This is a genomic window from Methylotenera versatilis 301, assembly GCF_000093025.1.
Taxonomy (GTDB): Bacteria; Pseudomonadota; Gammaproteobacteria; order Burkholderiales; family Methylophilaceae; genus Methylotenera; species Methylotenera versatilis.
The window spans coordinates 1,674,507-1,691,425 of sequence record NC_014207.1 but is presented as its reverse complement, the minus strand read 5'-3'; the positions used below and the strand labels follow the sequence as shown (position 1 = coordinate 1,691,425).

The window sequence follows — 16,919 nt, the reverse complement described above, 5'->3', positions numbered from 1 at the left end:
TTGTTGCCGTTGGAGGAGTAGTCAAATTATTCAGTAAATTTATAATAGGTTTGGTTGAGGTATTTGGCGACATTGAGCTCTTCGTCTTCAAACCATTTGAGGCCAATCATGGTGTTGCAGTTACGTACTTGTGCAACTAAGCCTTTAGATGTTTTTACTTTGCGAAATTCACGCGTGTAAATGCTTGAGCCATCACTGCCGAAGCTTTCGGCATGGCAACTGACACAGTTCTTTGCGACCAGCGCCTTGCCCGCGTTAGCATCTGCTGATGCAAATGGTTCGGCAGATGCAATGCCACTTAGTAATATCAAACTGCCTATTAATAGCGATTTCATCACAATTCCCCAACAGCGTATCTTACGTTCAGCTAGTATACGCTGCTAATTTAGAAATTCTAATGCTAGCTGGTGGATGAGAGTCATAAAAAGCTGAATGTAATGGATCTGGCGTGAGCGTAGAGGCGTTATCACGATAAAGTTTAACTAATGCTTTAACTAAGTCTTTAGCGCTAGCGTGATTGGCGGCGTAGTCATCGGCCTCAAACTCGTTTTTACGTGAGTAGCTAGCCATCATCGGGCGTAGTAAAAATAAGAATATGGGCGATACCAACAAAAATAGAATTAAAGCCATGTAATTACTAATTTGCGTTACGCCTAAGCCTGTGTAGAACCATGGTTGATTGATCAACCAACCTAATAAAGCCAAACCTAAAAAGCTTATAGAAAATAGCATCACAATGCGCTTAATCACGTGATGGTGCTTAAAGTGACCTAGCTCATGTGCAAGTACCGCTTCGATTTCGTCTACATTTAATCTTTCGAGTAAAGTGTCAAAAAATACAACGCGTTTTGATGCGCCGAAGCCAGTAAAATAGGCGTTGCCATGACTGCTGCGTGATGAACCATCCATCACAAATAAGCCCTGTGATTTAAAGCCACATTTTGTGAGTAAGGCTTCTATGCGCTGTTTTAGATTTTCATCTTTTAATGGGGAGAATTTGTTAAATAATGGTGCAATATATGTTGGGTATACCGCCAACATCACAAGATTAAACACACTCCAGATCACCCATAGGTATAACCACCAGTACTGACCAGCACCTTGCATGAGCCACAAAGCAGCAAATAGAATAGGTGCGCCTAGTGCGAGACCAACCAAGCTATGTTTAATAAGGTCGCTAAAAAACATGGTAGGCGTCATCTTGTTAAAGCCGAACTTTTCATCGACAGCAAATGTTTTGTAATATTCAAAAGGCAGATCAATAACACTGCTGACCAACATGGCGCTACAAATGACCAAGGCACCACGAATAATCTCTTGCGATGGAAGCATGTTGCGCCAAATGTCATCGATCCATTGTAAACCACCGCCAAGGGTTAGTGCTGCTAGCAACAAAGCTTGCACCACGGTTTCAGTAATCACTAATTTTGTTTTAGCTGTGGAGTAATCAGCGGCTTTTTGATGTGCATCCAAAGCGATACTATCTTTAAAGGCTACTGGCACTTGATTGCGATTGGCTTGTACGTGGGCGATTTGTCTGCGCGCAAGCCAGATGCGAACTAGAGTCGTAGCAACGAGTAAGCTAACAAAAATGTAGGTAAGAATAGATGTTGGTGCAAAAGGCATGTGTTTTATTATCTCTAATTGTTGAGTAACTGTAATTGATACTTCGATAAGTGTAATCGTTAAGTTAAATAAGTTAATATATTGGTATTGTGAAGCATTTTCTTGGTGTTAGTTCATCAAGTTTGCTTAATAACTTAAATTTTAATGGAAATCATGATGGCCGAATCAACCAGCAGTACTAATCAGAATAATTTAATTTGGCTTGATATGGAAATGAGTGGCTTATTGCCAGATTCAGACCGTATTTTAGAACTCGCTGCAGTTGTTACCGATGCAGACTTGAACGTATTAGGCGAGTCGCCAGTGTTTGTAATTCATCAAAGTGATGCAGTTTTAGACGGTATGGATGCATGGAACAAAGGCGCACATGGTCGTTCTGGTTTAATTGAAAAGGTGAAAGCTTCTACTTTAGATGAGTCTGAAGCCACCTTGCAAATGATCGCGTTTTTAAAGCAGTTCGTACCAGCTAATAAGTCACCTATGTGTGGCAACTCAATCTGTCAGGATAGGCGCTTTATGGCGCGCTATATGCCAGATTTGGAGAGCTATTTTCACTACCGTAATTTGGACGTCAGTGTATTTAAAGAACTCGCACGCCGTTGGAAGCCAGAAATCTACTCAGGATTTAAAAAAGCCAGCAAGCACGAAGCGTTGGCAGACATTTATGAGTCTATCGATGAACTAAAATATTATCGTGAGCACTTTATCGTTAAGTAGCAACTAGTAACGACAAAGGCAAAAAAAAGAGGGCGTCTATCAAGACGCCCTAGAGGGAGGAGAAACTAGCTTTGGAGAAGCTTAGTATTAGTAAAGCATTTAGCATGCCAAGTTTCTCGCCTCATTTAATTTAACTATATTTTATTCAATTCCAAGCAATTTTTTATATTCAGCCAAATATTCTAAAGCGCTTTTATCCCAGCTTAAATTCTGTTGCATGCCGTTTTTTTGGATTTGTTGCCAAGCTTTTGTATCGTTATTGAATACATTTAAGGCTTGTTTAATACAGCTTAGCAAGCTAGCAGGGCTTGCTTCACTCATCACAAAACCATTCGCCGTTTTGTTTTTAAACGTGATGATATTCGTATCAACCACTGAATCCGCCAACCCACCAGTCGCGTTAACGATAGGCGGCGTGCCATATGCCAGCCCGTACAGCTGATTTAGCCCGCAAGGTTCAAAGCGTGATGGCATGATGAACATATCAGCCCCAGCCATGATTTGGTGTGATAACTGCTCGTTATAACCAATAGTGACGCTGACTTTATTGGGGTTGTCATTAGCGAGGTGGCGGAAGGCGTTTTCAAGCGAGCTTTCACCGCTCCCCAATAAGGCTAATTGGCAACCAGAGTCCACCAATTTCTGCACGATAGGCACTAGCATATCCAAGCCTTTTTGATGTGTTAGGCGACTGACTACGCCTAATAATGGTGCATTTGCATCAATTTGAAGCCCAAGTCTTTGCTGCAACGCATTTTTAACCTCTTTTTTACCCGCTAATTTACTTGCGCTATAATTTTTGGCGAGATGAAAATCTGTTTCTGGGTTCCACTCATCAGTTTCAATGCCGTTCAGAATACCTTTCAGCTCATTGCTGCGCTTGCTGAGTAAGCCTTCCAAGCCGAAGCCGAACTCTGCTGTCTGAATTTCTTTTGCATAGCTTGGGCTAACTGTTGTAATAGCATCCGCATAAAAGATACCTGCTTTTAAGAAAGATAACTGACCATGATATTCAAAGCCTTCCACTGCAAAATTACCATGAGGTAAAGCTAACGTAGTTAGCCAGCCTGGCGCGTAGCAGCCTTGAAATGCCATATTGTGTAGGCTGATGATGGACTTCGCAGAAGTATGCTCTACCAGCTTCATGTAGGCTGGTGTTAAGCCTGTTTGCCAGTCGTTGCAATGCACAATGTCAGGTCGCCATTCAGGAATGGGACTGTTTGGCCCGCTAATCACCGCAGCTGCTTTTGATAATATGCCAAAGCGTACGGGGTTATCTAACCACTCCTGTCCAGTCGCATCTACATAAGGACCGCCTTCGCGTTCATATAATCCTGCCGCTTTTATCACCATCACTTTGATGTCAGTGTCTAGAATTGTTCCCATCATGAGTTCAGCATTTTCGATGACGGGTAAATTTTTCAGTGTAGCGAGGTGATGTAAGTCGTCCAGCTGCTTTAAGACTGAGGGATAGCCTGGCACCAAAATGCGTACATCAACACTTAGATTCTGCAGCGCGGAAGGTAGTGAGCCGCTTACATCGGCTAAGCCGCCAGTTTTTATTAGAGGGAATACTTCAGATGTGACGAATAAAACGCGCAAAATATACTTTCTGCATAATGACATTGATGCATTATTATATTGTATAAATTAATGGCTATAACATTGTTTCAGGGGTGAGCATGGGATTTAACGGATTTTTAGCGGTTGGTACTGGTGCTGCCATTGGTGCGTGGATGCGTTGGGGCTTAAGTGTGATGCTTAACACAAGTTTTCCAGCATTACCATTAGGCACCTTGGTGGCAAATTTGGTGGGAGGTTATCTTATTGGTTTATTCATGGGAGTTTCTGTACTTTCGTCAACATTAGCCCCAGAAGTTAGGCTTTTCTTGGTGACTGGCTTACTAGGAGGCCTAACAACTTTCTCTACTTTTTCTTCTGAAGCCGTGACTATGTTGACTAGGGGGCAATACGCTTGGGCGACAACGCATATATTAGTTCATGTGTTGGGTTCGTTAGCCATGACAGGTTTAGGTTTATACACTGTGCAAATCATACGCAGTTAGTCTTTGGTAACACTATAATAAACCTTAGTAAAATTGAGTCTCAAACAAAAAAGCCCTGAAGAATCAGGGCTTTTTTGTTGCTAGGTTTTCACCTTAATACATTTTTAATACTATTTATTTTGTGTTTCCACCATTACTAAAGGCTCTGCGCTTGCATCTACTGTAGCATTTTTCTGCCAATTTGCCGCTTTGCGTGGTGCCTTTGGCTTAACTTCTTCAACAGTTACTGCTTTTGGTGCATCGGCTTTCGTTTCTACCAATTGTAAACCTGCCGCAGCTAAGTCAACTGGTTTCGCTTCAGTTTTTGGTTTGCGTGGGCGAGCAGGGCGCTTGTTGTCAGCTTTTGCTGGAGCAGCTTCTGTCGCCACAGCAGGTGCAGCTTCGCCAGCTACTTCGTTAGTAGCTTCAGCTTTCACTACTGGTGCTTTAACTGCTTTAGGTTTCTTGTTGTTTGCTTTAGGCGCTTCGCTCGCTTTAGTCTCTACAACTGGTGTAGTACTCTCGCTTGCTGTGTTTTCAATAGAAACGGTTACTGCCTGCGCTTTTGGTTTAGCTTGCTCTACTGGTTTGGTTTGTTCCGCAGTATTGTTTGTATCCGTGACTACCACTTCAGCACTTACGTTTGGCTGATTGGCACTCATTTCCTCATTTGGAACGAACGGACGATTTGCATCACGTGCCACTGTATCATCACGGTCACGACGTCCACGACGGTTGTTGCGATTACGTCGGCTGCCAGTGCGCTCAGCAGTTTGCTCAGCTGTTACATTCGTAGCTGGTGCATTGTTTGCAGCGGCTTCAGGCGTAACATTAGCAGGCTGATTATTATTGCGTGGTTTGTCATTGCGGTTCTGATCAGGACGCGCTTGCTCGTTTTTAGCTTGTTGAGGTTTTTGTTGGCGTGGTTCTTGTGGCTTAGCATCAGCAGGACGCGCATTTTCGTTCGGGCGATTAGCACGATTCACGTCCTTCTCTGGACGATCGCCACGGTTACGTTCGTTACGGTTGCGATTGTTACGGTTGCGGTTGTTTCGGTTATTTTCGCGACGTGTATCTTCTGCTTTTTCAGCTTCAGTTTTAGGTGCTTCTACTGCTGTAGGAGTAGAAACAAAGAAGTTTTTAATTTTTGCAAAGAATGACAGTTTAGGCGCTGCAACAACTTCAGCTTCTTTTTCAGCTACAATCGGCGCAGGTGCTGCAGGCGTAATGCCTTTCACTGCAGCAACTGGTCTTACCGCTTTGGCGGTTTCTTCTGCAGTTGGAATGAATGTAGTTTCAGCTGGCATTTCTACTAGTTTGTAGCTTGCACGATTCGTTTCTTCATTCACATCATCATGCTTGATACGCACGATATTGTAGTTAGGCGTTTCAAGGTGAATGTTAGGAATCAAAACTACTTCTACGCCCATGCGTTGTTCAATTTTGTGAATGTCAGCACGTTTTTCGTTGAGTAAGAATGTAGCCACTTCAACAGGTAATTGCACCTGAATAATAGCGCTGTTTTCTTTCATCGCATCTTCTTGCGTAATACGCAAAATGTGCAATGCAGTTGATTCAATACCGCGGATATGACCAGTGCCGCTACAACGTGGGCAAGGGATGTGGTTAGTTTCACCTAAGCTAGGACGTAAGCGTTGACGTGATAACTCTAATAAACCAAAACGTGAAATTTTACCTGTCTGCACGCGTGCACGGTCAACATGTAAGGCATCACGTAAAGCGTTTTCAACTTCACGCTGATTGCGCTGACTTTCCATATCGATAAAGTCAATCACAACCAAGCCACCTAAGTCGCGTAAACGTAATTGACGAGCCACTTCTTCAGCCGCTTCAATATTGGTGTTGAAAGCAGTATGTTCAATATCACTACCGCGAGTTGCGCGGCCTGAGTTAACGTCCACTGAAACCAAAGCTTCCGTGTGGTCGATCACAATTGCGCCACCTGAAGGCAAGCGCACCTCACGTGCAAAAGCAGATTCAATTTGATGCTCAATTTGAAAACGCGTGAACAGTGGAATTTCATCTTGATACAATTTTACACGATTCACATTGCCTGGCATCACGTGGTTCATGAACTGTACAGCTTGTTCGTGAATGTCCGGTGTATCAATCAAGATTTCACCAATGTCAGAGCTAAAGTAATCGCGAATAGCGCGAATCACTAAGCTGCCTTCTTGGTAGATTAGATAAGCACCCGCTTGCATGGCAGACGCGCCATCAATGGCTGTCCATAATTGCGTAAGGTAGTTTAAATCCCACTGCAATTCTTCAGCGTTGCGACCAATACCAGCGGTACGAGCAATAATACTCATGCCTTTTGGTACTTCTAACTGAGCTAATACATCACGTAGCTCGTCACGGTCTTCACCTTCGATGCGGCGTGAAACACCACCGCCACGAGGGTTGTTTGGCATTAACACTAAGTAACGACCAGCAAGCGAGATAAATGTTGTCAGCGCAGCACCTTTGTTGCCGCGCTCGTCTTTATCAACTTGAACGATAAGTTCTTGACCTTCTTTTAATGCATCTTGAATGCGCGATTTGCCATCTGCGCCTTCTTTATAGTAGCTGCGCGCTACTTCTTTGAATGGTAAAAAGCCGTGTCTATCCATACCGTAATCGACAAAGGCCGCTTCTAATGATGGTTCGATACGTGTGATAACACCTTTGTAAATATTGCTTTTACGTTGCTCTTTACCAGCGTGTTCGATATCTAAATCGATAAGTTTTTGACCATCTACAATCGCAACGCGTAACTCTTCAGATTGCGTTGCATTAAATAACATGCGTTTCATTGTTTGCTCCTGTTAGGCTCAGGTGGCAGACTCAATGCTTATGAGTAAGCAATTGATATTGAAGGCTAATTAAGGTGAAGTGCCAGAGATGCTGGCCGAGATACTGAAGGCGCATTGCGCAAATGTGAAATTTAACGATTTAAATTCAGAGCATGTGACAAGTGTCGCTGTGCTCTTAAAAGCGCTCAAGAAATGATACTTAAAGCTATCGCTTAAAAGTATGGCTAAGTGTGCGACTTACCTCGGTAAGTTTACAGAGTTAACCTCATTTTTTAATGGCTTGTTTTAATTGAGTAAATCAAATTAAAACTGGTTTATTGTTCGTTAAATTAAACTAATTATTGAAATTTACGCCTGTTGAGGCTTAAATTCGTTAAAATTCTGTCTTCAGTAAATGCAAATTTAGCAAATTGCTAAATTTAACTTTTCCCTTAAGTCGCGCTTTATGTTTATTTGTCTGCGGCGGCTTGAGCGCTATTTTACTTGCTGCTACTTTATAATATGGCGAGCGGCGTTAACCAAGTGTCTGTTTTACTTTTAATTACATAAGCTTGCGTTTTTATAAAGCGCTTTTCTAAGTAATTGAGAGTATTCTTTATTACCAATTAATTTTAACCTTAATTGATAATCGTGTAAGTATAGGCTACTACAAACATTTAAGCAAAGTATGAACAATATAACACCACAAAATCAGCAGCATAGTATTGATAAGTTAAAGAATAAGGTAAGTGAATTAGCTGCAGCTTTTCTTACAGTTGATGAGGCAAGTGAAGGTCAGCGCGTTGATAATTTTTTGACCAAAACTCTCAAAGGCGTACCAAAAAGCCATGTCTATAGAATTTTGCGCAGTGGCGAAGTGCGCGTTAATAAAAAGCGCATCGATGCCGATTTTCGTTTAACCATCGGTGATGTGGTTAGAGTTCCACCAATAAGAGCAACGATTGTTGAGCATGTTGAGACAGCCGTACCTGCGGTTTCTAAATTTGAAAATACCATTATTTATGAAGATGACGCGATCTTAGTCATTGATAAGCCAGCTGGTTTTGCAGTGCACGGTGGCAGCGGGGTGAGTCGCGGTGTCATTGAGCAGATGCGTTTAGAGCGTCCGAAAGCCAAGTTCTTGGAGTTGGTGCACAGGTTAGACCGTGAAACTTCTGGCGTGTTGATGCTGGCTAAAAAACGTAGCGCGCTAGTTGCTTTGCATGAGGCGATTCGTAACAACCAAACAGATAAGCGCTATTTAATGCTGGTTCGCGGTGAATGGCTAGAGGCAAAAAAACGTGTGGTATTAGATTTGCAGAAATATTTATTACCCAATGGTGAGCGTCGTGTAAACGTAGTGACCGATGTTTCAAAAGACAAATATAATGAACGCCAAACTTCAGAAACGATGTTTAAGTTGTTGAAGAACTATAGTCATCCAGTGTTAGGTAAATTCAGCTTGCTTGAGGCGCAATTGGTGACAGGGCGCACCCATCAGTTGCGAGTTCAATTGGCGCATTTGGGATTTCAGATTGTGGGCGATGATAAATATGGCGATTTTGCGGTGAATAAGTCATTAGTGAAAAGTGGCTTAAAACGTATGTTTTTACATTCATCTGTCACAAAAATTCGCCATCCTTTGACAAACGATAAGCTTGAGTTAGTCGCGCCTTTGCCGCCTGAGTTGAGTAAGTTTTTAGTAAAATTAGAGTCTTAAATGTGAGAAAGAGTAAGTTTGAATGACAAAGCAGTTTGATTTAATTGTGTGGGATTGGGATGGTACTTTAGCAGATTCTACAGGGATGATTACTAATGCACTTTTAAAGGCTGCAGAACAAGTAGGGCTACCAGCGCTAACACCGCAAACTGCAAGCAATATCATAGGGCTTGGCTTGCGTGAATCTATTCAGACCTTGTATGGTGATATCCCAGCAGAACAGGCACAGGCGCTCGCAACGCAGTACACGACAAATTACTATGCAGGTGAAAGTGAGATTCCTCTATTTACTGGCGCGGCTGACACCATCAAGGCGCTGAATAAACGTGGATTTAAATTGGCGGTTGCTACTGGTAAAGGTCGGCGAGGGCTTAATCTAGCGTTAGAGCATAGCGGTTTAGTTAAATACTTTCATTCTACCCGTACCGTTGATGAGTGTTTTTCTAAGCCACATCCACAAATGTTAGATGAGTTGATGGAGTATTTGGTGGTCATGCCTGAGCGCACATTGATGATCGGCGATACCAGTTATGATTTACAAATGGCGCAAAATGCAGGTGTTCGTTCGGTTGGTGTGACTTACGGTGCTCAAGCTGCCACGCAATGGCAGCATCTTAATCCCATGCAGCAGTTTTCTGATTTTTCTGAGTTAAGTACATGGCTGCTAGAACATGCTTAATCCATTGATATGATGCAAGTGATATGACACAAAATACCATTACTTTAAAAAGTGAAGTGCTAGAAGATGGCGCTAAAGGGGTCAGGTTTCCTTTACCAATGTTAGGTGAGTTTGCCACAGGTTTTGTAGTGCGTTTTCATGGAAAGCCTTATGCCTATGTTAACCAGTGTGCACATGTGCCAATAGAATTAGACTGGAATGAAGGTGATTTTTTTACAACTCAAAAAGATTATTTGATTTGCTCTACGCACGGTGCGCATTACCGACCAGATAATGGCTTTTGTGTGATGGGGCCATGTAAAGGTAAAAGTTTAAAAGCAATACAAGTGACTGAACAAAACCAAGAAATATTAATCAATCTAGATTCAATTAAGTAGTATTCATTTAGAAACACTAAGGAAAGCTAATAATGTCAGAAGATAGTCAACAAAATACACCAATCAACAACTCAAAGTCAGATGATACAAAATGGCAGCGTGATGCGATTGAGAAACTTGCCAGCTCTGCGTTGACGGAACAAAGAACAGCGCGCCGTTGGAGTATTTTCTTCAAAGGGCTCATGTTTGCATATTTATTTATCATCCTATTTTTAGCGATGGGTTGGTTAGGTGGCGGAAAGAGTAGCACTGGCTCGCATACAGCGTTGATTGAAGTGGCTGGTGTGATTGAAGCGGGTGGTGCGGTTAACGCAGATTCGTTTATGAGCAGCCTTCATGATGCTTATGATGATAAAAATACTAAAGGTATTATTTTACGTATCAATAGCCCAGGTGGCAGCCCAGTACAAGCAGGCATTATTAATGATGAAATTAAACGCCAAAAGAAATTGCATCCTAAAATACCTGTTTATGCAGTAGTTGAGGATATTTGCGCATCTGGTGGCTATTACATTGCGGCGGCGGCTGATAAGATTTATGTGGATAAAGCCAGTATTGTCGGCTCAATCGGTGTATTGATGGATGGTTATGGTTTTACAGAAGTCATGAAAAAAGTAGGCGTTGAACGCCGCTTGTTGACGGCTGGTGAAAACAAAGCGATGCTAGATCCATTTTCACCAGTGAATCCAAAGCATCAAGCTTTAGCGCAGGCTATGTTAAATGAAATCCATGAGCAATTTAAAACGGTGGTGCGTCAAGGTCGTGGGAGTCGTTTAAAAGAAACACCAGAAACCTTTAGCGGGTTATTCTGGAGCGGCGAAGAAAGTATTAAGATGGGTCTAGCTGACGCACTTGGTAGTGCAGATTATGTTGCTAGAGACGTCATCAAAGAAGAAAAGATAGTAGACTTTACCTCTCAGGAAGACTTTACAAGCCGCATCGCTAAACGCATAGGTGCAAGCATGGCAAAAGCAGTTGGAGTTGATGTGCTGACAAAAGGCATACAGCTGCGATAAATACTGATTTTGTAGAGGCATAATCTATTATGCTCGAATGTCATGTAAGGATGAATAAATTCACACTTACATGACTTATCTATCAAAAAAGCTTGTTAGCTACAGCTAAAAAGCCAGTACCCGTAAGACCTTGTTCTACCTCTTGCTTGGCGCTAATGCTGGCTTCAAGCATGTTTTAATCTGAGTTTATTTAGTATACAGCTTGAATATTTTGCTTTATAGTTGTTTGGGTTCGCTACTCAAAGATAATTGAATATTAAAGTGTTTATGGTCAAGTTGCGCACCCTCATCAATTTTATAATAACCTTAGTTACTTGCATTGTAGCTATTCAATTCAGCATTCAATCTGCGTACGCAAATCCAGAGCATCTTCATGGTACTTGGCAATTAATTCATCCTTATTCAGTTGATAATAACAAGGCGGATTTCCTTGATAATCCTTTAAAGTCAATAGGGACTGAAGTTGATGGCGTTGACCTTACGGGTGGACATTATCTTTATATCGCTTCAATTGATATCGCAAAGTACGATGAGTACGTGCTGGATTTTAAAAATACCAGCACTATAGGCAAATTCAGACATCAGGTATTTAATGATAAAAACCAACTGATACATACCCTGGAAGGCGGCATTGAAAACACCGATAGTAATCCTTATTTTTTAAGACATGGACGCGATATAACCTTAGCACCTGGGCATTACACCTTGGCGACTGAGCTTATTTCGGCTAATTTTTTAGCGATTCCAGAGCCATATATTGATGATAGGGCACATTATCAAGTTGCAATTAAATTGGGTAATGCCATTACTTTATTTGGTCTGGGCATATTTTTTGGTTTAGGTATTTATTACGCAACCTTGGCGACAAGCCGCAATCGCTGGGCAGAGGCGATGTACGCTAGTTTTATTCTAGGTAATTTCATCTTTAATTGTGCGTCGCTGTTGGTTTTTTCAGACATTCTAGGCATTCATTCTATTTATTTAGTCTCCATGCCTGTGCTGCTATCAAATATTGCCTATGTACTTTTTGTGATGCACCTGTTAGAAATTAAAAAGAACATACACAAACGCTTGTATTGGGCGGGTGTTAGCCTCATTGCAATCATGTCGTTATTTTTAGGTTTGGCAATCGGTTATCCTAATTGGGCTTTAGAGCTTTGTCGCTATGGCGTTGCATTGTTTTTAAGTTACGGCTTGATTGCGGCCATCACACAAACCCTTAATAAAAATGCCACTGCAAAGCGCTATTTAGTTGCTATTAGTATCTTTTTTATATCGGGTTTGGTGGCTATTAGCCTTAGTAAAATTAATAGCGAATTTACCTATTATATTGAGCACATTGGTTTAGTCAGCGTAGCTATTGAGGTTATTTTACTGGCGCTTGTACTTTCATTCCAATTTTCTGATCTGCATGCAGATAAACAAAAGGCATTAGAAGAACGCGATGCAAGCTATAAAACTGCGTACTCAGATGCCTTGACTGATTTGCCAAATCGCCACGCCTTAACCAAAGATATCGTGTATTTGCCTGTGCATGGCAGCTTGAGTATTGTCGACTTAGATGGCTTAAAGTTTTATAACGATACTTATGGGCATGTGCGCGGTGATGAATTATTGATGAGTTTTGCTAATTGCTATCAAGAGAGCCTAGGCGAGACGTTTAAACTGTATCGCATTGGTGGTGATGAGTTTGCGGTGCTAAGCCATGATGGCGAGGTACCTCAGGTTGAGAGTGCACTAGATGAAGCGCTGACCAACATGAAAGCAATTGGATTTGAATTTGCAGGTGCCAGTGCAGGCTCTGCGCATAGTTACGAGGTTGATAACATTGCCAGCCTTATGCGTTTATCTGATGAGCGCATGTATGAATGTAAACGATTACGCAAGCTTGAGAGAGAACATACGAGGGTAGCTTCAATTTAATCGATCATCATAGCGAAGTATTGTGACTTAAAATATTTTTTAATCTTGATGAGCGTGGGAAAAATAAGACAAATACTTAAAACTCGCATTACCACTGTTTGCTGAGCATACAGTGTATAAAAAATCCCTCGTTACGCACTTCAGCATTATTGCCAAATAATGGGCTGTCGTAAGTCACTTTTTTAGGTAATAAAAACTCAATACCGCTGGTGAGTTTCCAGGTTTCATCTAGCTTGTGGGCAAAACCCAGCGTAATGTGGTCTTCTAAAGTGGCGGCTAGCAAAGCGCTAGAATTGTTCTTTGGTACTGGATTTTTGCCGTGGTTGTAGCCCGCATATAAGGTGGTATTGTCATTGTATGTGTAAGCGGCACCTAGCGCGTATACTAATTGGTTGTGCCAATCTTGCGGTCTGACATCCACCATTACTGAGGGTGCAAACGTGCTTGAAGTATCGCTCCATTTAGTCGTTACATCGTTAATCGCGTCTGCCCAGTTAATCCAATCAATTTTTGCGGATAGTAATAAATCCTTATGGGGTTTAAAGGCTGCACCAATGGCTACCTCGCGCGGTAGCGCAAATCCTTTAATGCTAAGTTCGTTATATTTAACAATGCCAAGCGTTCCAAAGTTAAATTTAGCAGTGCCGCCAGTGAGTGGTAATTCGGTTTTTTCGGTATAGCTTGCACCTAGAGTCCATTGTTCGTTCAATTTATATTGAGCGCCTAGCTTAAAGCCAAAGCGGATGGTGTCTGCACCTTTATTTTCAAAGCCGGCAAAACCTGGTGCTGGGGGTGTATCGTAAAAAAACTTTTGCTCAATGCTGGCGTAAATTAAGCTAACTGAGCCGCCTATTGAAAGATTGTCAGTCACTTGGCAGCCAAGCCCTGGCGTCACTTTTGCAATACCAAACAGTGAGCTCATTTCGTCATCAGTACCAAATGGTGTTTTGATATGCTTATACACTGCACCTGCGCCACCTTGCGAGAAAAACCCAATGCCAGCAGTACATGGCAAGCTTTCAAGTTGTTGCGCGTAACCGCCGCCTGCAAGCAAGACATAACGATTGTCCGCTTGTTGGTCGTTTAACGCATCTTTGTGAGCTAAATCGGTGGTGCGTAGCAGCGAACCATAACCATCAAATAGCTTGCCTTTGATTTGCGCCAAGCCTGCTGGGTTGGTGTTTAACGCGCTGGTGTCACGTGCAACGGCGGTATCTGCACCACCCATGAGGGTTGACTCTGCGCCGTAGCCAATTAAATTGATGCCATTTGTAGCGTTACTTTGTGTAGTAATAGATAGCCCACAAAGTATCAATGCACTAATATTGAAGCGTTTCATCTTATTGTTATTTTCCTAATTTGTAACGCTATGCATGTTTTTTATATCAATAGGCTTATTTCTCTTACGAAATGGCCTTGCTCTACTTTAATCTTTAACGACAATATTCTTGTAATCTGCAGGTACTGGTGGATACTTTAATTTCATATTTTTAAGTGCATCGAGTAAGAGCCTAGAAATCAGCAGGTTGCGATTGGTTTTTGAATCGGCTGGTATCACATACCACGGGGCATAATCTGTAGATGTTGCTTTAATCGCTTGCTCGTAAGCTTGCATGTATTGTGGCCAAAGTTCACGTTCTTTTAAATCACCTGGGTTGAATTTCCATGTTTTGGTTGGGTCTGCAAGCCGTTCTTGCATGCGGGCTTTTTGCTCCTCTTTAGAGATATTTAAAAAGCATTTAATAATGATGGTGCCAGTTTCAGCAAGTAAGCGCTCAAAGTCATTGATTTGTGCATAGCGACGTTCACATTCTACATCGTCAATCCAATCGTGCACCTTTACTATCAACACATCTTCATAATGACTGCGATTAAAAATGACCAGTTCGCCTCCTTTAGGCGCAACTTGGTGTACACGCCACAAGTAATCATGAGCAAGCTCTTCGCTGCTTGGTGTTTTGAAACTTGCCAAACGTATGCCGAGCGGATCGCACTCTCTAAACACATGGCGAACGGTACCATCTTTACCGCTAGCATCCATGCCTTGCAATATCAGTAAAACTTTACGTTTACCTTCAGCATGCAAAATATCTTGTAGGGCATTTATTTCCGTGGCGAGTTGTGTGAGTTCAATAGAGTCTTGCTCTTTCGTTTTTGAGCGTTCACTTTTATCGTTTGGATTGTGGTTTTTGAACGAGAATTTTTTTGAGTTAACGCGATATTGATCAAAGTTTGCCATCAAGAAGCTTTCTAAAGTTTTGCAAATGAAACAACATTGATTCTATATGTAAAAAAGCCCAGCTAACTGATTAGTTGGGCTTTTTATTATTTCAAGGTACGTTGTAAAACAATTGTGATTATTTACGTGCTTTGGTGTAGTTAATCAAACCATTGGTTGAGCTATCAAAGTTGCTGATTTTGTCTTCATTCGTTAATAAAGGCAGAATCTCTTGGGCAATTTGTTTGCCGTATTCTACGCCCCATTGATCGTAGCTGTTGATGTCCCAAATCATGCCTTGCACGAATATTTTGTGTTCATACAAAGCAATGAGTTTGCCTAATGTGTTTGGCGTGAGTTTATCAAACATGATTGAGGTGCTAGGGCGGTTGCCTTCAAACACTTTGTGCGGCAATAGTTTTTCTAGCGCTTCACCACTCATACCTTGTTTTTCAAGTTCAACACGGGCTTCTTCCGAAGTTTTTCCTAGCATTAACGATTGTGTTTGCGCCAAGAAGTTAGCCAGTAAAATCTTGTGATGAGCATAGCCATGTTTACCAATCGCATAATGACTATGTACTGGCATCAAAAAGTCACACGGAACAATTTGAGTGCCTTGATGAATGAGTTGATAAAACGCATGCTGACCATTGGTGCCAGCTTCACCCCAAATGACAGGGCCAGTTTTGTACTTTACACGGCTACCATCACGGCAAATGAATTTACCATTACTTTCCATGTCAGCTTGCTGTAAATATGCTGGGAAGCGAGCCATACCTTGATCGTAAGGTAATATTGCGTTGGTATCCACATGGAAGAAGTTGTTATACCAAACGCCAATCAGCGCCATAATAACTGGCATGTTTTGCTCTAAAGGTGCAGTTTTGAAGTGGTTATCCATTTCATGTGCACCGTTAAGCAATGCTTCGAAATTATCCATGCCAACGTACAAGGCGATTGATAAGCCGATTGCAGACCATAGTGAGTAGCGACCGCCTACCCAATCCCAAAATGCAAACATATTGGCAATATCGATACCAAACTCTTGTACGGCTTTTGCATTGGTTGAAAGGGCAACAAAGTGTTTTGCTACATGTGTATTATCTTGCGCTGCTGATAAAAACCAAGTGCGCGCTGACATGGCATTAGTCATGGTTTCTTGCGTGGTAAATGTTTTTGAAGCCACAATGAATAGGGTAGTTTCAGGATTACATTTTTCCAAAGCGCGCATTAAGTGGGCGCCATCGATATTTGATACAAAATGTACTTGTAAGTCAGGGCTAGCGTATGGTTTAAGGGCATCACAAACCATGACTGGACCAAGATCAGAGCCGCCAATGCCGATGTTAACAATATCGGTGATGCGCTTGCCTGTGTAGCCAAGCCATGAGCCATTGCGTACTTTGTCTGAAAATTGACGCATTTGCGCGAGCACTGCGTTAACCTCGGGCATTACGTCTTTACCATCAACTAACACCGGTGTATTGCTGCGGTTACGAAGTGCGGTATGTAGTACCGCACGATTTTCCGTAATATTGATTTTTTCACCAGCAAACATTCGATCACGCCAGTTCTCGATATTTGCTTCGCGTGCTAATTGCATCAGCAAAGGTAGCGTTTCTTCATTGATACGGTGTTTGGAGAAATCAAACAATATATCGGTAAACTTAAGGCTGTATTTATCAAAACGATTCGCATCGTTTGCAAATAAATCGCGCATATGTGTTGAAGCAATTGATTGTTGATGTAGGCAAAGTTTTTGCCATACTGGTAGTGTCGTTAATGCAGCCATTTTGTAAAATT

14 protein-coding genes are annotated in these 16,919 nt (G+C 41.9%); 7 read left to right on the top strand and 7 right to left on the bottom strand.

What is annotated here, in order from left to right; genetic code table 11:
- Positions 1–26: 26 nt before the first annotated feature.
- Together M301_RS07715 and M301_RS07710 are read right to left on the bottom strand one after the other, a co-directional pair.
- Positions 27–335 (bottom strand): c-type cytochrome, encoded by a 309-nt coding sequence (locus M301_RS07715; RefSeq protein WP_013148206.1) that lies wholly within the window; start codon positions 333–335, stop codon positions 27–29.
- A gap of 28 nt (positions 336–363) precedes the next feature.
- Positions 364–1,626, bottom strand: a complete 1,263-nt coding sequence (locus tag M301_RS07710; protein WP_013148205.1) for a M48 family metallopeptidase — start codon at positions 1,624–1,626, stop codon at positions 364–366.
- 144 nt (positions 1,627–1,770) lie between these two features.
- On the opposite strand from M301_RS07710, the gene orn reads away from it, so the two are divergent.
- Complete coding sequence (gene orn / locus M301_RS07705) at positions 1,771–2,343, top strand: oligoribonuclease (protein ID WP_041359383.1); 573 nt, start codon at positions 1,771–1,773, stop codon at positions 2,341–2,343.
- Between the two features lie 141 nt (positions 2,344–2,484).
- On the opposite strand, the gene glgA is transcribed toward orn, so the two are convergent.
- Positions 2,485–3,969 (bottom strand): glycogen synthase GlgA, encoded by a 1,485-nt coding sequence (glgA, locus tag M301_RS07700; RefSeq protein ID WP_013148203.1) that lies wholly within the window; start codon positions 3,967–3,969, stop codon positions 2,485–2,487.
- A 56-nt stretch (positions 3,970–4,025) separates the two neighbouring features.
- Between glgA and crcB the strand changes: the two genes are divergently transcribed.
- The gene (gene crcB / locus M301_RS07695) at positions 4,026–4,409 is read left to right on the top strand and encodes a fluoride efflux transporter CrcB (RefSeq protein ID WP_013148202.1); all 384 of its coding nucleotides are present in this window, start codon (positions 4,026–4,028) and stop codon (positions 4,407–4,409) included.
- 110 nt (positions 4,410–4,519) lie between these two features.
- On the opposite strand, the gene M301_RS07690 is transcribed toward crcB, so the two are convergent.
- Positions 4,520–7,204, bottom strand: a complete 2,685-nt coding sequence (locus M301_RS07690) for an Rne/Rng family ribonuclease (protein WP_013148201.1) — start codon at positions 7,202–7,204, stop codon at positions 4,520–4,522.
- A gap of 667 nt (positions 7,205–7,871) precedes the next feature.
- On the opposite strand from M301_RS07690, the gene M301_RS07685 reads away from it, so the two are divergent.
- The 5 genes from M301_RS07685 to M301_RS07665 all read left to right on the top strand — a co-directional run bounded on the left by M301_RS07685 (position 7,872) and on the right by M301_RS07665 (position 12,898).
- Positions 7,872–8,903: an RluA family pseudouridine synthase gene (locus M301_RS07685; RefSeq protein ID WP_013148200.1), complete on the top strand. Its 1,032-nt coding sequence runs from the start codon at positions 7,872–7,874 to the stop codon at positions 8,901–8,903.
- A 22-nt stretch (positions 8,904–8,925) separates the two neighbouring features.
- A complete protein-coding gene (locus tag M301_RS07680; RefSeq protein ID WP_013148199.1) occupies positions 8,926–9,582 on the top strand; it encodes an HAD-IA family hydrolase in 657 nt (218 codons plus the stop codon).
- A gap of 23 nt (positions 9,583–9,605) precedes the next feature.
- On the top strand, positions 9,606–9,959 hold the full coding sequence (locus M301_RS07675; protein WP_013148198.1) for a Rieske (2Fe-2S) protein: 354 nt from the start codon (positions 9,606–9,608) through the stop codon (positions 9,957–9,959).
- Between the two features lie 32 nt (positions 9,960–9,991).
- Entirely contained in the window at positions 9,992–10,975 is a 984-nt protein-coding gene (locus M301_RS07670) for a S49 family peptidase (protein WP_013148197.1), read from the top strand.
- A gap of 267 nt (positions 10,976–11,242) precedes the next feature.
- Positions 11,243–12,898: a GGDEF domain-containing protein gene (locus tag M301_RS07665; protein WP_013148196.1), complete on the top strand. Its 1,656-nt coding sequence runs from the start codon at positions 11,243–11,245 to the stop codon at positions 12,896–12,898.
- An 88-nt stretch (positions 12,899–12,986) separates the two neighbouring features.
- On the opposite strand, the gene M301_RS07660 is transcribed toward M301_RS07665, so the two are convergent.
- From M301_RS07660 to pgi, 3 genes are all read right to left on the bottom strand, one after another.
- A complete protein-coding gene (locus tag M301_RS07660; RefSeq protein WP_013148195.1) occupies positions 12,987–14,237 on the bottom strand; it encodes an OmpP1/FadL family transporter in 1,251 nt (416 codons plus the stop codon).
- Positions 14,238–14,324: 87 nt separating this feature from the next.
- On the bottom strand, positions 14,325–15,137 hold the full coding sequence (locus M301_RS07655) for a polyphosphate kinase 2 family protein (protein WP_013148194.1): 813 nt from the start codon (positions 15,135–15,137) through the stop codon (positions 14,325–14,327).
- Between the two features lie 118 nt (positions 15,138–15,255).
- A complete protein-coding gene (pgi, locus tag M301_RS07650; protein WP_013148193.1) occupies positions 15,256–16,908 on the bottom strand; it encodes a glucose-6-phosphate isomerase in 1,653 nt (550 codons plus the stop codon).
- Between the last annotated feature and the right edge of the window lie 11 nt (positions 16,909–16,919).